The organism is Pseudomonas xantholysinigenes, from assembly GCF_014268885.2.
Classification (GTDB): domain Bacteria; phylum Pseudomonadota; class Gammaproteobacteria; order Pseudomonadales; family Pseudomonadaceae; genus Aquipseudomonas; species Aquipseudomonas xantholysinigenes.
Map to the genome: position 1 here is coordinate 1,217,546 of NZ_CP077095.1, position 17,062 is coordinate 1,234,607.

Consider the following 17,062-nt stretch of genomic DNA (forward strand, 5'->3'; position numbering starts at 1 on the left):
GTCGCCTGCTTAGTGTTGCAGGATCTTGCTGAGGAAGTGCTGGGTGCGTTCGTGGCGGCCCTCGGGGTTGCCGAAGAAGTCTTCCTTCTGGCAGTCCTCGATGATGTTGCCCTTGTCCATGAAGATCACCCGGTTGGCGACCTTGCGGGCAAAGCCCATCTCGTGGGTCACGCACATCATGGTCATGCCTTCGTGGGCCAGCTCGACCATCACGTCCAGTACTTCGTTGACCATTTCCGGATCCAGCGCCGAGGTCGGTTCGTCGAACAGCATGACGATCGGGTCCATCGACAGCGCGCGGGCGATCGCCACGCGCTGCTGCTGGCCGCCGGAGAGCTGGCCGGGGTGCTTCTTGGCATGGGCGCCGAGGCCGACACGATCGAGCAGGGCCAGGCCCTTCTTGGTGGCTTCCGCCTCGCTGCGGCCGAGCACCTTGCGCTGGGCGATGGTCAGGTTCTCGGTGATGCTCAGGTGCGGGAACAGCTCGAAGTGCTGGAACACCATGCCGACCCGCGAACGCAGCTTGGGCAGGTTGGTCTTCGGGTCGGCGATGGAGGTGCCGTCGACCACGATGTCGCCTTTCTGGAACGGCTCCAGGGCGTTGACGCACTTGATCAGGGTCGACTTGCCCGAGCCGGACGGGCCACAGACCACCACCACTTCACCCTTCTTGACCTCGGTGCTGCAGTCGGTCAGTACCTGGAAGTCGCCGTACCACTTGTTGACGTTCTTGATGGAAATCATACGGTGATCCTTTTTTGCAGGCGCTTGACCAGCCACGAAGCGGAGAAGCTGATGATGAAGTAGACGACACCGGCGAAGATCAGGAACTCGTGGGAGCGTCCGATGATGTCGCCGTTGGCGCGAGCCGAGTTGAGGAAGTCGACCAGGCCCACGGTGTAGACCAGCGAGGTGTCCTGGAACAGGATGATGCTCTGCTGCAGCAGCAGCGGGGTCATCTTGCGGAACGCCTGGGGCAGGATGATCAGGCGCATGGTCTGGCCGTAGGTCATGCCCAGCGCCTGCGCCGCGCCCATCTGGCCTTTGGAGATCGACTGCACGCCGGCGCGGACGATTTCGCAGAAGTACGCGGCCTCGAACATCATGAAGGCCACCACGCAGGAGGTGAACGCACCGACCGGGGTGTCTTCGCCAGTGATCCAGCGCAGCACGAAGGGCACCGCCAGGTAGAACCAGGTGATCACCAACAGCAGCGGGATGGAGCGGAAGTAGTTGACGTAGGCCCCGGCCACGTTGGCCAGCAGCTTGCTCGAGGACAAGCGCATCAGTGCCAGGATGGTACCCAGGGCGATACCGCCGACCACGCCCATGACCATCAGTTGCAGGGTCAGCAGCATGCCGTCCCAGAGGGCAGGCAGGGCAGGGATGATTTCGCTGAAATCCATGTCCATTTACTTGCCCCCCACGGAAATCAGGCCGGGCACGGCGACTTTCTTCTCGACCATGCGCATCAGCAGCATCAGGCCCATGTTCAGGGTGAAGTAGATGAGCGTGGCCAGGGTGAACGCCTCGAACAGGTTGGCGGAGAACTCGGCGGTCTGCTTGGTCTGCGCCAGAAGTTCCATCAGGCCGATCAGCGAGGCCACCGAGGAGTTCTTGAACACGTTCAAGAATTCCGAGGTGAGTGGCGGAATGATGATCCGGTAGGCCTGGGGCAGCAGCACGTTCATGTAGATCTGCGGCAGGCTGAAACCCATGGCGCGGGCGGCGGCTTCCTGGCCGCGGGGCAGCGCCTGGATGCCGGTGCGCACCTGCTCGCAGACGCGCGCGGCGGTGAACAGGCCCAGGCAGATGACCACGCTGATCAGCGCCGAGGTGGTCGGATTGAGGTCTTGCTTGAACCATTCCTGCAGGCCTTCGGGCAGCAGGTCCGGTACCAGGAAGTACCAGATGAACAGCTGCACCAGCAGCGGCACGTTGCGGAACAGCTCGACGTAGGCGGTGGCAATCCCTGACACCAGACGGTTGGGCACGGTACGCATCACGCCGAGGACAGACCCCAGCAGCAAGGCGATGATCCAGGCGGTGATGGCGATGGCGATGGTCCAGCCCAGACCGGTGATGTACCAGTCCAGGTAGGTTTCGCTGCCCACGCCGGTGGACTTGAAGAACACGCCCCAGTCCCAGTTGTAATTCATCGGGATTTCCCCTCAGACGGTTGTTTCACGGGCACCTAGAGACATCCGGGGGCCTGCGAGGCCCTCGGATGTAAAGGTTAGACACTAACTAGGTGGCCTGTTGGATGGATTCGCACGGATGTGCGCCAGGCCACTGGCTGAGGGTCAGGACTTCTTCTCGTCCGCCGCCTTGTCGGTCGGCTCGGCGATCAGCTTCTTCAGCTCGTCGCTCATCGGGAAGTTCAGGTTCAGGCCTTTTGGCGGGATTGGCTGCTGGAACCACTTGTCGTAGCTCTTGTTGACATCACCCGACTTGAAGTAGGCAACGATGGCCTCGTCGACTGCCTTCTTGAACGCCGCATCATCCTTGCGCACCATGCAGCCGTAGATCTCGTACGACTGCGGGGTACCGGTGATGACCCAGTCGGCTGGCTTGCGTGCCTTGGCCATTTCCCCGGCCAGCAGGGCGTCGTCCATCATGAAGGCCACGGCGCGGCCGCTTTCGAGCATGTTGAAGGCTTCGCCGTGGTCTTTGGCCGAGATCACGTTCATCTTCATCTGCTTGTCAGCGTTCATCGCCTTGAGGATGCGCTCGGAAGTGGTGCCAGCGGTGGTCACCACGTTCTTGCCAGCCAGGTCCGGGAAGTCCTTGTAGGAAGGCTGGCCATCCTTGACCTTGGTCAGCAGGCGGGTACCCACTTCGAAAATGCCCACCGAGAAGCCGACCTGCTGCTGGCGCTCGACGTTGTTGGTGGTGGAGCCGCACTCCAGGTCGACGGTGCCGTTCTGCACCAGCGGGATGCGGGTCTGCGAGGTGACCAGGTTGTACTTGACCTTGATGTCGGTGCCCAGTTGCTTCTTCAGGGCTTCGACGACGGCCAACTGGATGTCGTGGGAATAGCCTACCGGCGCGGTGCTGCCGGCCAGGTAGGAGAACGGAATGGAGGAGTCGCGGTGGCCCAGGGTGATGGTGCCCGAATCCTTGATCTTCTTCAGAGTACCGGTCAGCTCTTCGGCCATGACCGGCGATGCGATGACAGCGGCCGCGATGGCGGCGCCCAGCAATTGACGAACGATGCGCATCAAATTTTCCTCGACGTGTTTGTTTTTTTTATGGAGCCGTTGGCGGACTCTTTCGTTCAACGAATACAGCATGAAGCGTGGTGCATTCGGCTACCAAGTGTAGAGCATGACTCGTGCCAAGCCCTGATACCGATCATAACGCCGTGAAAATCCTGGGCATTAAGCTATTTTGAAATTTATTGCCATTCGTTCGTGGACGGTTTTCCGAATGAGTGACGCCTTCGCGTTCGTAAATCCGAACGCGTGTTCGGGGGCGAGGCAGGCGCTACATAGGTAACGCAGGCTCTCCACGATCCACTGGTGAACTGATGCGCTTTCTCCAGGAGAGCGCCTCATGCCAACCCCCCCTCAGTTACCCTCCGACTCGATCGATGCCCTGATCGCCCAGCGTCTGCCCGATTGGCTGGTCGCCACGCACCCTGATCGCGTACGTGCGCTGCACAAGGCGCTGGAGCAGCAGGAACGAGTCAGTCGGCGCCTGCAGCCAATATTGGCGGCGATCCCGGCGCTGGATGCCTTTGCGCAACCGTTGCTGCAGGCCGAACTGCGTGGCGCCGGTGTGCAGGTCGACGACCTGCGCCGTAGCACGGTGACCGTCAAATACAAGGGCGACAGCCACCCGGCCGCGCCCCAGAGCCTGCTGGCTGCGGCGTTGCACAACTATCACCTGGGTGAGACCAGGCCCGCGTCGGATCGGCAAGCCTGGCTGCAGGACCCGCAAGGCAATCGCCTGCCTCTGGGGTTCGAGGCCTTCGCCGGTCGTTGCCGGGCGTTGGATATTGGCCAGCGCTACCAGGCGGAGCTTGAGCGCCATCTGGGCGTCGGCGATGCATCGGGCAAGGCCAGTGCCGAGGTTCGCACGCTGTTCGAGGAGCGTGCGCGGGTGCAACTGGAATGCGCGGTGCGCATGGCGCTGGCCAAGGCAGAGCTGGATGAGCCTAGCTATTTGCACCTGCTCCCGGTCATGAGTGCGGCGCCCGTCGTGCCTGCTCTGCCCGACACAGTGACTGCACGACAGCTTTATGTGTTGGGCAAGTGTGTGCAGGGTGCCATGACCTTCGAAGTCTGCTCACCCGAAAGCGCTGCGGTGCAGGGAGTGATCGCATTTTTCCCTGGGCTTGCCGTGCGACCGGTGCAGCGCCATGACTCCTGGCAGGCACTCTACGACTGGCTGTCTGGTTATTTGAGCGAGCGTGAGCATCGGGATTTCTTTGCCCGGTTCATCCTGGAGCGGGATCGGCCGGTGTTCTACACCACGCTGCACGAGCGCTTACAGAGGTTGGCGAGCGGTGAACTGGTTGATCTGGACGGCCGCAACCTAGCAATCAGTGGTGACGTGTTTGCACACGTGCGCGGGCTGCAGGTCGCCAAGCTGTTCGACGATGCCCGAGTCTTGGCCAAACCGACCGGCGATAAGGACCAGGAAGACCGCCTTGCGCGTATACGGGCCTATGAATCGCTTGCCCTGAATGTGCTTGGCCTGGCCGGCATGTTCGTGCCGGTGCTGGGTGAAGTGATGATGACGGTGTTCGCGGTGCAGATGGCCGATGAGGTCTACGAAGGCTATGAAGACTGGCGGGTCGGTGATCGCCAGCGCGCGCTGGGCCATCTGTTCGGCGTTGCGGAGAATGTCGCTGCGGGCCTGCTCATCGGTAAGGGGGGCTCGGTTGGCATGCGCATGCTTGACCGCTTGTGGTTCGTCGACAACCTGGTGCCGGTGGTCATGGAGGGCGGGAAGATCAAATTGTGCGCATCGGAGTTGCCGGGTTACGGCATGACCGAGGCACAGGTGCAGGCCTATGAGGGTGATGTGCCCGACGATCAGTGGTTGGTGCATGTCAACGATAAGCTCTATCGTATTCGCCAGGATCCGGCCAGCGGTAGTGCCAGCGTGCGCCATCCGCTGCGAGCCCAGGCTGGCGCGCCTCTGGTCGAGCGCAATGCCAGCGGCGGCTGGCGTCATGCCCTGGAAAGTCCACAGGACTGGCAGGGCATCGGCTACCTGATGCGACGCTTGAGCAGCCGGTTCGCCGGGCTGACGGATGACGGCGCGGTACAGTTGGCCCAGGCTACTGGTTTCGATGAGCCGCGTTTGCGCGCCCTGCACCTGGAAAACGCCCCCGCGCCGGCGCGGCTGCTCGATGCCTACGATCGCCAGCAACTGCACGAGCAGCTCGTCGATCAGGATGGCGCGCAACTGGCCACACGGTTTGTTGAGCGCCAGCCTCCTGCGACGGCGGGCGAGCAGGTGCTGTTGCGGGACTTTCCAGGCCTGTCGGTGCGCGCTGCCCGGGAAATCGTCAGCCAGGCCAGTGGCACAGAGATCGAAGCGCTGGTCGAGCAGCGACGCGTGCCCTTGGCGCTGGCGGAGCGAGCTCGTTGGCAGATACGTGGAGGCCGCCTCGATCGGGCCTGCGCCAGCTTGCGCCTGCCGTCGTGGGCAGACGAGGACAGCGAGCGTTTGGCGTTGGGGCTGGTTAGTGAACTGGCGCCTTGGCCGGACACGGTGCGCCTGGAAGTGCGCGATGGCACCGAGGACGGCACTTTGCTGGCGAGCCAGGGCAACCAGGATGCCGGGCAGACGTGGGTGATGATTCGCTTGGCTGAGGGCTACCGCCTGAAGGGCAGCGCTACCATCACGCAGGACGTACTAGAGCCATTGGCGCAATGCCTGGACGAGCATCAGAAAACCTCACTGCAGCCTGGCGCTGGGTTCTCCGCGCAAGCCTTGCGTGAGCGCCTTGCCGAGGCTGCCGGCAGCGATCGGCCGCGTGTGGCGCGCCTGCTGGGATTGGCCTCGACCGATGTCGGCCTGCGGCCTCCCCGAAGGTTCGGTGATGGACGAGTGGGATACCTGCTCAACGGGCGGGGTGAAGGCAGCCGGCAGGCGATCAAGCGCGGTATCCATCAGATTTTCCCGACGCTTACTGACGCGCAAATGCAGGACTACCTGCTTGGCGTAATGACGCGTGGCGACGGTCTGTGGACGCATTTCTCCAGCCTGCAGGATCAACTCGTGGCCCTGCGACGCAGCCTGGAGGCCTGGCGCGGCGAAACCGACAACCTGCTTGAAGGGTTGCGCCGCCGGCGTGTGGCAACGCAGTTTCGCCGCAGTTGGCGGCGCAAGGTCACCAACTCCGCCGAGGAGTATGTGCTCGAAATCGATGGTGAGCGTGTCACTCACCTGCCGACGTTGCCTGAGGGCGTGGATTTTTCCCATGTGCGACGTTTGACCCTGCGCAACATGGCACTGGAGCAAGTCGAAGAAAACCTGCTGACGCGCTTCCCCAACCTGGTCGAACTGGACCTGCGGGGTAATCGGCTCACCCAGGTGCCCAGGGGCCTTGAGCGCATGCCTCAGCTAGGCAGATTGTACTTGTCGCGCAACAGGCTGGTGATGGATAGCGAAAGCGAGCGCCGTCTGGCGGCCTTGAGTCATTTGCAACTGCTCGACCTGAACTTCAACCCGCTGGGACGGGCGCCCGACCTTACGGCCTTGCGCGACTTGCGCGAGCTGCGCTTGCGCGGCACGGACATCGCAACCTTGCCGGATCGTGTTAGCTGGCGTGCTCAGGTGGACTTTCGCGAGAACCAGATTCGCAGTATTCGCCAGGATCTGGTTCACCTGCGTCAACGTGTGGAGCGACTGTTCCTGCATGACAACCCGCTGGACCAACAAAGCAGTGCCCTGGTGGACCTGGCAGCCGGCATGAGCGACGCCGGGGCAAGGGGCAGCGTGTCCCATGAGCACGGCAGGCTGAATGACGCAGTACGCGAGCAGTGGGTGGGTGGGGCATCGGCAGAGCAGCGCACCCGTCGCAATCAGACGCTGAATGCGTTGAGTCAGGACCCCGACGCTGCGGGCTTGCTGCGCTTTCTCACCGACTTTGTACGCTCCCCTGACTTCATCGAGCGCCCTGGTGCCTTCAGGGCGCGAATTTGGGACATCCTTGACGCGTGCGAACAGCATGAACAGGTACGCCAGGGCGTGTTTCAGGAGGCTTCGCAGCCGCGCACCTGCGAGGATCGTGAATTGTTGATCCTGGAACAACTGGAGTTGAGTGTCCTGGTGACGCGTGCCACTGCCGATGTTCCGGCCGCCCAGGTGGAAAGCAGGTTGTTACGCTTGGCGCGCTCGCTGTTTCGTCTGGATGAGGTCGACGGCATCGCTACCCGGCACGCTGCACGGATGCGCGAAAAGGGCACGTCGCTGGTCGATGATGTCGAGGTGCGCTTGTACTATCGCTTGAAGCTCAGGCAAAGCCTCGAGCTTCCCCTCAGGGCCGACGAGATGCATTACGCGCATTACGCGAATGTCAACACCAGCGATTTGATCAGAGCACGCAGCGATGTACTTGCCGCGCATGATCGTGAGCGCGAAATCGCCGCGCTGGCGCAACGCCCGTTCTGGGAAGCCCACGTACGCACGCGCTATGCCGACAGGCTGCAGGAACAGACGCGGGCAATTGCCCAACGTCAGGAGCAGAACGAGGCAGACCTGGAGAAGAACCTCATCGATGAATGGACCTATGTCAATCGCAGCAAAGGTTTCATGTATGAGTTCGAGGCCGCCGAGCGCCAACTGATCAGGCGTATTGCCAGGGAGGTATACGAGCGCCTGACCCCCTGACAACCGAAGGCCCCGGCATGCGTATGGCATGCCAGGGTCATTACTCAGGCCGCGTGAATCTGCCCGCGCGGCAGTTCGCATTGCGCCAGGTAGTCACGCAGCCCTTGTTGCTCGGCCGCGCTAGTGAACAGGCCCAGCTTGGTACGGCGCCAGAGAATGTCGTCCGCGCCGGTGGCCCACTCTTCACGGCAGAGGTAGTCCACTTCGCGGGTGAACAGGCCTGCGCCGAGCGCCTGGCCCAGGTCCTGTGGGCCCTGCACGCCTTCCAGCAAACGCCAGGCCCGGCTGCCATAAGTCACAGCCCAGCGCTTGGCGATATCCACTGCCAGCCAGTCATGCTTGGCCAGCAGCGCCTCGACCAGGGCTTGCACGGTGGTCATGCTTTCGCCGCCGGGCAGGGGCGCGCCGGCTGTCCAGCTGCCGCGCATCTGGCTGAAGAACGGATTGAGTTCGCCCATCGCCGACTCGGCCAACTTGCGGTAGGTGGTCAGCTTGCCGCCGAACACCGACAACAGCGGCGCCTGGCCTTCACTGGCAGACAGTGCCAAGGTGTAGTCGCGGGTCACCGCCGAGGGATTGTCCGATTCGTCATTGCACAGAGGGCGTACGCCCGAGTAAGTGTGCAGGATGTCGTCGCGGCTCAGCTGGTGGTTGAAGTGGCCGTTCACCACCTTGAGCAGGTAGTCGGTTTCCTGGTCGGTAATTGCCACCTTGGCCGGGTCGCCGCTGTATTCGCGGTCGGTGGTGCCGATCAGGGTGAAGCGGTCCAGGTAGGGAATGCAGAAGACGATACGTTGGTCTTCGTTCTGCAGGATGTAGGCGTGTTCACCTTCATACAGGCGCGGCACGATCAGGTGGCTGCCCTGGATCAGGCGGATGCCGTAGGGGGCCTCGAGCTTGAGGTCATCCTTGATGAAGCTGGCGACCCATGGGCCAGCGGCATTGACCAGTGCCTTGGCGCGGATGCTGTGCACGCTGCCATCGGCCTGTTGCAGTTCCACTTGCCAGACGCCGTCGATGCGTTCGGCGCGCAGGCAGCGGGTGCGGGTGTGAATGTGCGCGCCTTTTTCCCGGGCGGCCATGGCGTTGAGCACCACCAGGCGCGCGTCGTCCACGGCGCAGTCGGCGTATTCGAAACCACGAGTGATGGCCGGTTTGAGTGGGTAGCCCGGGCCGAAGCGCAGGCTGCGCGAGGCGCCCAGGCGCTTGCGCTTGCCCAGGTGGTCGTAGAGGAACAGGCCGGCGCGGATCATCCAGGCCGGGCGCAGGTGAGGGCGGTGCGGCAGGACGAAGCGCATCGGCTTGACGATATGCGGCGCCTTGGCCAGTAGCACTTCGCGCTCGGCCAGGGCTTCACGCACCAGGCGGAACTCGTAGTGCTCCAGGTAGCGCAGGCCGCCGTGGATCAGCTTGCTGCTGGCCGAGGAGGTGTGCTGGGCCAGGTCGTCCTTTTCGCAAAGGAACACCTTCAGGCCGCGCCCGGCGGCATCGGCAGCGATACCCACGCCATTGATGCCACCGCCGATCACGGCGAGGTCGTAGCAGTCGTGGAGGGGGGGCTGGGACGAAACAGGCTGGGACACGGGCAAGGCCTCCTGGGGCGTTCGCATCGAATGCGAACATGTATGTTCGTTTTCGAAAATACTAGCGCAATGAACAGGCGGCTGCCAGTCAGTCTTTATAGAAAAAACTGATCGGATGACAGGGAAATGAACATTTGTGAAAAAGGCTTGAGCGTCAGCAGCAGGTTACTGCCTGCGTCGGCGTGTAAGGCGAGCGTATCTCAGCGGCACCCTAGGGTGCCGCTATGGTCGGTAGAAGCGCTGTACTCAAACCACGTCGAGGCGGATCTTGTGCTGGTTGAGCAGCTGGGTGAGGGCGGCCGAAGGGGCCTGGTCGGTCACCAGGCAGTCGACCAGGTTGATCGAGCCCAGGCGCACCATGGCGTTGCGGCCGAACTTGCTGGAATCCGCGGCGAGGATGACCTGGCGGGCATTGGCGATGATCGCCTGGGATACGCGCACTTCCTGGTAGTCGAAGTCCAGCAGGCTGCCGTCTTCGTCGATGCCACTGATGCCGACCACGGCGAAGTCGACCTTGAACTGGTTGATGAAGTCGACGCTGGCCTGGCCGACCACGCCGCCATCGCGACGGACCGTGCCACCCGCCACCAGCACCTCGAAATCATCCTTGGCGGCGAGGATCGCGGCCACGTGCAGGTTGTTGGTGATGACCTTGAGGTGGTTGTGGTTGAGCAGGGCGCGGGCGATGGATTCGGTGGTGGTGCCGATGTTGATGAACAGTGAGGCGTGATCGGGGATTTGCTGGGCCACGGCTTCGGCGATGCGCTGTTTCTCATCGCGCATCTGGTCGGCGCGCATGGCGTAGGCGGTATTCTCGATGCTCGAGTCGTAGGCCGCGCCACCATGGTAGCGGCGTAGCAGGTTGACTTCGGCGAGCTGGTTGATATCGCGGCGGATGGTCTGCGGGGTGACGACGAACAGCTGCGCCATCTCCTCGATGCTGACATAGCCGCGTTCGCGGACCAGCTCGAGGATTTGTTGTTGGCGAGGAGGCAGATTCATGGGCGGTCCTTAGGGGCAGCCGGATAAATTCTGCAATGATGCCGTAGGAAGGGGATGACGACCAGTAGGCCTTTGGTCAATGGGGGTTGCTTGGCGGTCCGTCGCCGGTAGCCAGCTCACACTTCAGACACCGCGTCGCCTGGTTCGCCAGCAAGGCTGGCTGCCACAGGTGACGCGCATGGCTTGAGGTCTGTGGGAGCGGGTTTATCGGACCGGCGCACCGCCGCGAACACCGGCGTAGCCGGTGCGAGGCACGGGGATCAGGCGTCGTGGTCTTCCCAGTCGCGGGTGCGGTCCACGGCCTTGCGCCAGCCCTTGTACAGCTTCTCCTTGGCGGCTTCGTCCAACTGTGGGCTGAACTCGCGCTCGATGATCGCCTTGTCGCGCAGCTCGTCCAGGCCACTCCAGAAACCACAGGCCAGGCCCGCCAGGTAGGCCGCGCCCAGGGCCGTGGTCTCGCGCATTTTCGGACGTTCGACACAGGTGCCGAGGATGTCGGCCTGGAACTGCATGAGGAAGTTGTTGGCCACCGCGCCGCCGTCCACGCGCAGTTCCGACAGGCGCTGGCCGCAATCCTGCTGCATGGCGTCGAGCACGTCGCGGGTCTGGTAGGCGATCGACTCCAGCGCCGCGCGGATGATGTGGTCGACCTTCACGCCACGGGTCAGGCCGAACAGCGCGCCACGGGCGTACGGGTCCCAGTACGGGGCGCCCAGGCCGGTGAAGGCTGGCACCAGGTACACGCCGTTGCTGTCCTTGACCTTGCTGGCGAAGTACTCGGTGTCGTAGGCGTCGTTGACGATCTTCAGTTCATCGCGCAGCCACTGTACGGTGGAGCCGCCGTTGAACACCGCGCCTTCCAGGGCATAGGCCACTTCGCCGCGTGGGCCGCAGGCGATGGTGGTGAGCAGGCCGTGGGACGATTTGACCGCCTTGTCACCGGTGTTCATCAGCAGGAAGCAGCCGGTGCCGTAGGTGTTCTTGGCCTGGCCAGGCTCGACGCACATCTGGCCAAACAGTGCCGACTGCTGGTCGCCGGCAATGCCCGCGATGTCGATGCCGCTCTTGGTCTTGCCATAGATTTCCGACGATGGGCGCACTTCAGGCAGCATCTGCCGTGGGATGCCGAGGATATCGAGCAGCTTTTCGTCCCACTGCAGCGTATTGATGTTGAACATCAGGGTGCGCGAGGCGTTGGTGTAGTCGGTAACGTGCACCTTGCCACCGGAGAACTTCCAGATCAGCCAGGTATCGATGGTGCCGAACAGCAGCTCGCCGCGTTCGGCACGCTCGCGGGCGCCTTCGACGTTGTCGAGGATCCACTTGAGCTTGGTGCCGGAGAAGTACGGGTCGGTGACCAGGCCGGTGGCCTCGCGGATGTACTGCTCATGGCCATCGCGCTTGAGCTGGGCGCAGATCTCGGTGCTGCGCCGGCACTGCCAGACGATGGCGTTGTACACCGGGCGGCCGGTTTCCTTGTCCCAGACCACCGTGGTTTCACGCTGGTTGGTGATCCCGATGGCGGCGACCTGGGCGTGGCTGATGCCGGCCTGGGCCAGGGCCTCGACCATGGTCGCGCTCTGGGTGGCGAAGATTTCCATCGGGTCATGCTCGACCCAGCCGGCCTGCGGGTAGTGCTGGGCGAATTCGCGCTGGGAGGTACCGACCACGTTGGCGTCGCGGTCGAAGATGATCGCGCGGGAACTGGTGGTGCCCTGGTCCAGGGCGATGATGTAGTTCTTGTCCAGGGTGTCTGTCATGTCGATGGCCTTGCAAGAAATTGGAATAGGTCAGGGCGTGGCGGGCCAGGGCTGTTCAGCCCCGGGCTCGGCGCGGCATCAGGAAACCTGGGTATCACCCTGAGGATTATCGTCTGTCTGTGGCGTCTCGGCGTGCGCGACCGGCAGGTTGCGGGCGATCAGGCCGCGGTACAGGGCCGCGCCCAGGCTGGCGCCGAGGATAGGCGCGAAGATCGGCACGAGGAAATAGGGAATGTCACGGCCACCGGTGAAGGCGATTTCGCCCCAGCCTGCGAGGAAGGTCATCAGCTTGGGGCCGAAATCACGCGCCGGGTTCATCGCGAAGCCGGTCAGCGGGCCCATGGCGCTACCGATCACGGCGATCAGCAGGCCGATCAGCAAGGGCGCGGTGGCGCCCCGTGGCAGGCCGTTGTTGTCGTCGGTCAGGGCCATGATCACCGCCATCAGGATGGCGGTGATGATCACTTCGACCAGGAATGCCTGGCCGGTGGACAACGCCGGATGCGGGTAGGTGGAGAACGTCGAGGCCAGTTCGAGGCTGGCCTGGCTACCGCGGACCATGGCGTGGCTTTGTTCGAAATCGAAGAACAGGTTGCTGTACAGGAAGTACACCAGCGCGGCGCCACAGAATGCGCCACAGACCTGGGCCAGCATGTAGAAGGGCAGTTTGCGCTTGTCGAAGCCGGCGAACAGCGCAAGCGCGATGCTCACCGCCGGATTAAGGTGCGCGCCGGAAACACCGGCAGTGAGGTAGATCGCCATGCTCACGCCCACCCCCCAGATGATGCTGATCTCCCACAGGCCGAAGCTGGCGCCGGTGACCTTGAGCGCGGCGACACAGCCGGTACCGAAGAAGATGAGCAGGGCCGTGCCGAGGAACTCGGCCAGGCATTGGGCGGATAACGTCGGTTGTCGCAGTGCAGTCGTCATGTATGACCTCGGTTCTTGTTGTTGTGAGGCGCTGGGCGCTCGACAGCAAAAAGCCCGGCATCGATCCCCATTGATGCCGGGCGGGTACAGGAAGTGCACCTTATAGGTGCACCATTTATTCATAAACGAAAAAATATAGACAAGAAACGCTGATGTCAAAGGTCGAAAATGAACCTATGGCCACAATCTGACCGGCAGGGCGGCAGATGAACTCATGGCCGCTGCTCTAGCCTGGGGCTTGCACTGGCCGGTGGGGGGGATTTGTCCTAAAGTAGCCGCCGACCTGTGTGCCACTGGAGCCACCATGACCCCCGCCCTGGACCTGCTGAAGAAAGCCCGCGCCGAGCATCGCGTGCACAGCTACGAACACGATCCGAAAACTGCGTCCTACGGCTTGGAAGCGGCGGAAAAGCTCGGCCTTGACCCACTACGGGTGTTCAAGACGCTGTTGGCCAGCAGCGAGAAGGGAGAATTGCTGGTCGCGGTGGTGCCGGTGGTCGGTACCCTCGACTTGAAGGCCCTGGCCCACGCCGCAGGGGTGAAGAAATGCGAGATGGCCGATCCGCAGGCCGCCCAGCGTGCCACCGGCTACCTGGTGGGGGGGATCAGCCCGCTGGGGCAGAAGAAGCGCTTGCGCACCTTTATCGATGAATCGGCGCAACATCATGAAACCATTCATGTCAGTGCCGGCCGACGTGGTCTGGAAGTGGAACTGACGGCTGCGGTGCTGGCCGCCCATACCCAGGCGCAGTTTGCCGAGATTGGCCGTGGCTGATCATCTGTACTGATACAAATTCCACGACTCTGTCACTGTTCGGCCCCCGGGCATTCCCTCATGCTCGATGCCTTTCCCGCCGAACACTGGAGTCGTGGCATGCAACTGCATTTTCATCAGGTCGACGCATTCAGTGACCGACCCTTCGCCGGCAATCCGGCCATGGTCTACCACCTGGAGCAGTGGCTCGACGACGGCTTGATGCAGCAGATTGCCGCCGAGCACAACCTTGCCGAAACCGCGTTCGTGGTGGCCGAAGGAGAGGGCTACCGGATTCGCTGGTTCACCCCCAGCACCGAAGTGCCCCTGTGTGGCCATGCCACGCTGGCCACGGCTCATGTGCTGTTTGAGGTCTACGGCGAAAAGGTCCCGCGTCTGGATTTTCAGAGCCGCTCAGGCTTGTTGAGCGTGACCCGTGAAGATGGCTATCTATGGCTGGATTTTCCGCGTATCGATCCGCAGCCGCTGGCCGCACCGGTGGCGGTCGCCGAGGCGCTGGGTTGCGCGGTGGGTGAGGTCTACCAGACCAAGGAGCTGCTGGTGGTGCTGGCATCGGAGCAGGCAGTGCGTGACTGCGCGCCGGACATGGCCGCATTGGCCCGGTTGCCAGGGCTAGGGGTGATCGTCACCGCCCCAGGGGAACAGCATGATTTTGTGTCGCGCTATTTCGCGCCAGGTATCGGTATCCCCGAGGATCCGGTAACGGGGTCCACCCACTGCTCGCTGATCCCGTATTGGGCGACGCGCCTGGGCAAGACCGAGCTGACGGCCTTCCAGCGCTCGGCCAGGGGCGGGGAGCTGTTCTGTCGCCTGGAGGGGGAGCGGGTGAAGATCGGTGGCATGGCCAGGCGGGTGGCCAGTGGCACGCTGATGCTGTGATAGGTTCGCCAGTCAATCTGGCTTCTACCAGGCAGGTTGCAAGCCTCGCAGGAGCCAGCCTTGCTGGCGAACACCGGCGCAGCCGGTGCCAATCGCAAGAGTCAGTGCGCTGAGCTGACCCGGCGCACCCCATTCTCATGACGCGGCAATTGCGCGGCAACACTGCCAGGCACCGGGAACAGCACCAGGTGATCGGCCGCCACGGCAATGCCGACATCCTGGCCAAGCGGGTGGTCGTTATGGCTGGGGAAGATCGCTTCCAGCTGACTGCCGGTGGGCAGTTGCAAGCGATACAGGGTCGATGCACCGAGGAAACTCTTGCCGATGACCTGCGCGCGCAAGGTGCTGTCGGGCGCATGGATGATGTCATCGGGGCGCAGCAACACGTCCACCGAGCTGCCGGGGGCCATGGTATAGGCGCGGTTGCCACGCAGTTCGCCCAGCTCGGTGGTGACCGCCTCGTGGCTGCTCATCTGGCCACGGATGAAGTAACCCTGGCCGATGAAGCTGGCGACGAATGGTGTCTGCGGTTCGTGATAGAGGTTGTAGGGCGTGTCCCACTGCTCCAGGCGGCCTTCCTTGAACACGCCGACATGGTCGCTGACGGCGAAGGCTTCTTCCTGGTCGTGGGTGACCAGGATAGCGCTGGTGCCACGGCTCTTGAGGATGTCGCGCACCTCATGGCTCAGGCGCCGGCGCAGCTCCACGTCGAGGTTGGAGAACGGCTCGTCGAGCAACAGCAGTTGCGGCTCGGGCGCCAGTGCCCGGGCCAGGGCAACGCGCTGTTGCTGGCCGCCGGACAGCTCATGCGGGTAACGCCCGCCCAGTCCGCCGAGCTTGACCAGCTCGAGCATCTCCTCGACCACTGCGGCCTGCCTGGGGTGCTTGCCGATGCCGAAGGCGATGTTCTGCGCCACGGTGAGGTGGGGGAACAGTGCGTAGTCCTGGAACACCATGCCGATCCGGCGCTTTTCCGGGGCCAAGGTGAAGCCGGCACGGGAGATGACCTCGCCGGCCAGCTGGATCTCGCCCGCGTGCACCGGCTCGAAACCGGCGATGGCGCGCAGGGTGGTGGTCTTGCCGCACCCGGAGGAACCCAGCAGGCAACCGATGTCGCCTGCGTTCAGGTGCAGGTTGAGGTTCTGGACGATGCGCTGGTCGCCATAGCCGCAGGCGAGGTCGCGCAGGTTGAGCAGCAGGGATTGACTCATGCGTGGTGGTAAGCCGGTTCTACAAGGAATTCCAGAAGGGCCTTCTGTGCATGCAGGCGGTTCTCAGCTTCGTCCCAGGCGACCGAACGAGGGTCGTCGAGCAGGTCCTGGCTGATTTCCTCGCCACGGTGGGCGGGCAGGCAATGCATGAACAGGGCGTCGGGTGCCGCCAGGTCGAGCAGTTCGCGGGTGACCTGGTAAGGCGCGAAATGCGCCAGGCGTCGTGCAGTTTCCTCTTCCTGGCCCATGGAAGTCCAGACATCCGTGGTTACCAGGTGGGCGCCACGCACGGCTTCCCGTGGATCGCGGATGATCTGCACGCGGTCACCGCCCAGCGCCAGGAAGCGTTGATCGGGCTCGTAGCCTTCGGGGCAGGTGATGCGCAGTTGGAAGTCGAACTGCACGGCCGCTTCGATGTAGGAGTTGCACATGTTGAAGCCATCGCCGACCCAGGTGACTGTCTTGCCCTGGATCGAGCCACGGTGCTCGAAGAAGGTCTGCATGTCGGCCAGCAACTGGCAGGGGTGCGACTCGTCGGACAGGCCGTTGATGACCGGCACCTTCGAGTGGGCGGCGAACTCGGTGAGCGTGCTGTGGGCGTGGGTGCGGATCATCACCGCGTCGACCATGCTCGACAGCACGATGGCACTGTCGGCGATCGGTTCGCCACGGCCCAGCTGGGTGTCGCGCGGCGAGAGGAAGATCGCCTGGCCTCCGAGCTGGATCATGCCGGCTTCGAACGACACTCGGGTACGGGTCGAGGATTTCTCGAAGATCATCCCCAGCACGCGGTTTTTCAACGGCTCGAACAGCACGCCGCGCTTGCGCAGGTCCTTCAGCTCGATGCCTCGGCGGATCACACCGAGCAATTCGTCGGTGGTGAAATCCAGCAGGGAGAGAAAGTGCCTAGCGCTCATGATTGACTACCTTATCTGCAACGTTCTGCAGGTCGACCGTATGGTTTTTGTTGACAACGGGGGTGACCTGCGGCGTAAGCCGCACGGGGCGGACGGAATAGGGAAAGGCGCAATACTATAATTAAATGTCGCCTGAAACCAAGAGGGGAAACAC

Annotated in this window: 13 protein-coding genes; 3 read left to right on the forward strand and 10 right to left on the reverse strand. The window is 63.1% G+C overall.

Going from position 1 to position 17,062, the window contains the following annotated elements; translation table 11 throughout:
• Window positions 1-9 precede the first annotated feature (9 nt).
• The 4 genes from HU772_RS05585 to HU772_RS05600 all read right to left on the reverse strand — a co-directional run bounded on the left by HU772_RS05585 (window position 10) and on the right by HU772_RS05600 (window position 3,221).
• Window positions 10-744: an amino acid ABC transporter ATP-binding protein gene (locus tag HU772_RS05585; protein WP_038706667.1), complete on the reverse strand. Its 735-nt coding sequence runs from the start codon at window positions 742-744 to the stop codon at window positions 10-12.
• Window positions 741-1,412 (reverse strand): amino acid ABC transporter permease, encoded by a 672-nt coding sequence (locus HU772_RS05590; RefSeq protein ID WP_186659093.1) that lies wholly within the window; start codon window positions 1,410-1,412, stop codon window positions 741-743. The genes HU772_RS05585 and HU772_RS05590 overlap by 4 nt, the downstream gene beginning before the upstream one ends.
• Entirely contained in the window at window positions 1,413-2,159 is a 747-nt protein-coding gene (locus HU772_RS05595; protein WP_186659090.1) for an amino acid ABC transporter permease, read from the reverse strand.
• 144 nt (window positions 2,160-2,303) lie between these two features.
• Complete coding sequence (locus HU772_RS05600) at window positions 2,304-3,221, reverse strand: glutamate/aspartate ABC transporter substrate-binding protein (protein WP_186659087.1); 918 nt, start codon at window positions 3,219-3,221, stop codon at window positions 2,304-2,306.
• Between the two features lie 490 nt (window positions 3,222-3,711).
• Here HU772_RS05600 and HU772_RS05605 point away from each other — a divergent pair, with 490 nt between their 5' ends.
• The gene (locus HU772_RS05605; RefSeq protein WP_186659085.1) at window positions 3,712-7,851 is read left to right on the forward strand and encodes an NEL-type E3 ubiquitin ligase domain-containing protein; all 4,140 of its coding nucleotides are present in this window, start codon (window positions 3,712-3,714) and stop codon (window positions 7,849-7,851) included.
• A gap of 44 nt (window positions 7,852-7,895) precedes the next feature.
• On the opposite strand, the gene glpD is transcribed toward HU772_RS05605, so the two are convergent.
• The 4 genes from glpD to HU772_RS05625 form a co-directional block, all read right to left on the reverse strand.
• Complete coding sequence (gene glpD, locus HU772_RS05610) at window positions 7,896-9,434, reverse strand: glycerol-3-phosphate dehydrogenase (RefSeq protein WP_186659082.1); 1,539 nt, start codon at window positions 9,432-9,434, stop codon at window positions 7,896-7,898.
• Window positions 9,435-9,680: 246 nt separating this feature from the next.
• Window positions 9,681-10,436 carry a DNA-binding transcriptional repressor GlpR gene (glpR, locus tag HU772_RS05615; protein WP_186659079.1) on the reverse strand — a complete coding sequence of 252 codons (756 nt, stop codon included), beginning with the start codon at window positions 10,434-10,436 and terminating at the stop codon, window positions 9,681-9,683.
• A gap of 260 nt (window positions 10,437-10,696) precedes the next feature.
• Window positions 10,697-12,196 carry a glycerol kinase GlpK gene (gene glpK / locus HU772_RS05620; protein ID WP_186659076.1) on the reverse strand — a complete coding sequence of 500 codons (1,500 nt, stop codon included), beginning with the start codon at window positions 12,194-12,196 and terminating at the stop codon, window positions 10,697-10,699.
• A 78-nt stretch (window positions 12,197-12,274) separates the two neighbouring features.
• On the reverse strand, window positions 12,275-13,126 hold the full coding sequence (locus tag HU772_RS05625; protein WP_186659072.1) for an MIP/aquaporin family protein: 852 nt from the start codon (window positions 13,124-13,126) through the stop codon (window positions 12,275-12,277).
• Window positions 13,127-13,430: 304 nt separating this feature from the next.
• On the opposite strand from HU772_RS05625, the gene ybaK reads away from it, so the two are divergent.
• Window positions 13,431-13,901: a Cys-tRNA(Pro) deacylase gene (gene ybaK / locus HU772_RS05630; RefSeq protein WP_186659069.1), complete on the forward strand. Its 471-nt coding sequence runs from the start codon at window positions 13,431-13,433 to the stop codon at window positions 13,899-13,901.
• 99 nt (window positions 13,902-14,000) lie between these two features.
• Window positions 14,001-14,780: a PhzF family phenazine biosynthesis protein gene (locus tag HU772_RS05635; protein ID WP_186659066.1), complete on the forward strand. Its 780-nt coding sequence runs from the start codon at window positions 14,001-14,003 to the stop codon at window positions 14,778-14,780.
• 101 nt (window positions 14,781-14,881) lie between these two features.
• On the opposite strand, the gene HU772_RS05640 is transcribed toward HU772_RS05635, so the two are convergent.
• The gene (locus HU772_RS05640; RefSeq protein ID WP_186659063.1) at window positions 14,882-15,991 is read right to left on the reverse strand and encodes an ABC transporter ATP-binding protein; all 1,110 of its coding nucleotides are present in this window, start codon (window positions 15,989-15,991) and stop codon (window positions 14,882-14,884) included.
• Window positions 15,988-16,908: an ornithine carbamoyltransferase gene (argF, locus tag HU772_RS05645; RefSeq protein ID WP_186659060.1), complete on the reverse strand. Its 921-nt coding sequence runs from the start codon at window positions 16,906-16,908 to the stop codon at window positions 15,988-15,990. The genes HU772_RS05640 and argF overlap by 4 nt, the downstream gene beginning before the upstream one ends.
• Window positions 16,909-17,062 lie beyond the last annotated feature (154 nt).

Coding starts and splice junctions, on each gene's coding strand:
- HU772_RS05585 (WP_038706667.1), bottom strand. CDS start 744: ATGATTTCCATCAAGAACGTCAACAAGTGGTACGGCGACTTCCAGGTA.
- HU772_RS05590 (WP_186659093.1), bottom strand. CDS start 1,412: ATGGACATGGATTTCAGCGAAATCATCCCTGCCCTGCCTGCCCTCTGG.
- HU772_RS05595 (WP_186659090.1), bottom strand. CDS start 2,159: ATGAATTACAACTGGGACTGGGGCGTGTTCTTCAAGTCCACCGGCGTG.
- HU772_RS05600 (WP_186659087.1), bottom strand. CDS start 3,221: ATGCGCATCGTTCGTCAATTGCTGGGCGCCGCCATCGCGGCCGCTGTC.
- glpR (WP_186659079.1), bottom strand. CDS start 10,436: ATGAATCTGCCTCCTCGCCAACAACAAATCCTCGAGCTGGTCCGCGAA.
- glpK (WP_186659076.1), bottom strand. CDS start 12,196: ATGACAGACACCCTGGACAAGAACTACATCATCGCCCTGGACCAGGGC.
- HU772_RS05625 (WP_186659072.1), bottom strand. CDS start 13,126: ATGACGACTGCACTGCGACAACCGACGTTATCCGCCCAATGCCTGGCC.
- ybaK (WP_186659069.1), top strand. CDS start 13,431: ATGACCCCCGCCCTGGACCTGCTGAAGAAAGCCCGCGCCGAGCATCGC.
- HU772_RS05635 (WP_186659066.1), top strand. CDS start 14,001: ATGCAACTGCATTTTCATCAGGTCGACGCATTCAGTGACCGACCCTTC.
- HU772_RS05640 (WP_186659063.1), bottom strand. CDS start 15,991: ATGAGTCAATCCCTGCTGCTCAACCTGCGCGACCTCGCCTGCGGCTAT.
- argF (WP_186659060.1), bottom strand. CDS start 16,908: ATGAGCGCTAGGCACTTTCTCTCCCTGCTGGATTTCACCACCGACGAA.